Below are 1,569 nucleotides of genomic sequence, written 5' to 3'. Positions count from 1 at the left end.
GTCCAGGCCGCGCTGCCGGGCCGCGCGGATCGCGCCGAAGGCCATGAGGTCGCTGCCGCAGACCACGGCGGTGCAGCCGCGGTCGAGCAGGGCGTCGGCCGCGGACCGCCCGCCCTCCACGGTGAACAGCGAGTGCTGCACCAGCGCCTCGGCCTGCTCGGCGGTGCAGCGCAGCGCGGCGCGCACGTGCTGCACGAAGCCCTCGATCTTGCGCAGCACCGGCACGAACCGCCGCGGTCCCACGGCCAGCCCGATGCGCTCGTGCCCCAGCTCGACCAGGTGCGACACGGCCAGCCGCATGGCCGCCCGGTCGTCGGTGGACATGGACGGCGCGGAGACCCGCTCGGAGCGGCCGTTGATCATCACGAACGGCAGGCCGCGCTCGGCGAGCTTCGCGTAGCGGTCCATGTCGGCGGTGGAGTCGGCGTGCAGGCCGGACACGAACACGATCCCGGCCACGCCCCGGTCGACCAGCATCTCGGTGAGCTGGTCCTCGGTGGACCCGCCGGGGGTCTGGGTGCACAGCAGCGGGGTGTAGCCCGCGCCGGTCAGCACCTGCTCCACGACCTGGGCCAGGGCGGGGAAGATCGGGTTGTTCAGCTCGGGGGTGATCAGCCCGATCAGCCCGGCGCTGCGCTGCCGCAGGCGCGGCGGGCGCTCGTAGCCGAGCAGGTCCACGGCCGCGACCACGGCCCGGCGGGTCGCGGCGGACACCCCGGGCTTGCCGTTGAAGACCCGGCTGACCGTGGCCTCGCTGACGCCGGCCTGCGCGGCGATGTCGCTCAGGCGAGCGGGCACGCCCTCCATCGTTGAACCCTTCCGTCGCGACGACACGCGCACACGGATGAAAGACCTTGCAAACCCTTTCAGCAAGTCCTTGACAGTTGCGAGAAGGGTTCGCCCGCGTCGGCGGTCAGGGCGCGAGGTCGGGGGAGGCCAGGCAGCGGGCGGCCTGCTCGGCGCCCGCGGACAGCGCGGCGTCGACGTCCGCGCCGCCCACGTGGGCCACCAGGAAACCGGAGAAGAAGGCGTCGCCCGCGCCGTTGGTGTCCACGATCCGCTCGACGGGCACGGCCGGCACGGGGTGCACCTGCCCGTGCTCCAGGGCCAGCGCGCCCCGCGCGCCGAGCGTGGCCACGGCGGGCTTGCCGAGGGTGTCGAGGAACCCCAGCAGCGCGTCGTGGTGGGCGAACCCGTCGTCGTTGAGGAATACGCGGTCGGCGGCGTCGAGGAAGTCGCGGTGGAACTCCGAGGCGCCGTCGTAGTCGTGCAGGTCGCACCACACGGGCACGCCCGCCCGCCGGGCCCGCGCCAGCAGCGGCCGGGCGTGCTCGGCCAGGTCGATCACCGCGACGTCGGCCGCCGCCAGCGCGGCGAGCGCTCGCTCGTCGTGCCGGGGTTCCCGCAGCTCGGGCAGCTCCAGGTAGATCGACACGCGGCCGCCGTGCGGGTCCATCAGGTTGAGGTGCTGCTCGGTGGCGCCCGCGGCGGTCTCCGCGATCACCTCCACCCCGGCGTCGGCCAGCACGGCGAGCACCTGCCGGGCGGGCTCGTCGTCGCCGACCACCG

The 1,569-nt window shown here is 74.6% G+C and carries 2 protein-coding genes; both read right to left on the bottom strand.

The genetic code is table 11. The features are described from left to right. Positions 1-807, bottom strand: an 807-nt coding sequence (locus tag ACFV4N_RS43600; protein WP_499678576.1) for a LacI family DNA-binding transcriptional regulator, incomplete at its 3' end; no start/stop codon positions are given. 106 nt (positions 808-913) lie between these two features. Further along, on the bottom strand, positions 914-1,569 hold a 656-nt coding region (locus tag ACFV4N_RS43595), incomplete at its 5' end, for a carbohydrate kinase family protein (protein ID WP_499678575.1).

Origin of the sequence: Actinosynnema sp. NPDC059797, from assembly GCF_042732085.1 — a bacterium.
Classification (GTDB): Bacteria; Actinomycetota; Actinomycetes; order Mycobacteriales; family Pseudonocardiaceae; genus Actinosynnema.
The sequence above is the reverse complement of the archived record's forward strand: the minus strand, read 5'-3'. Positions and strand labels throughout refer to the sequence as shown.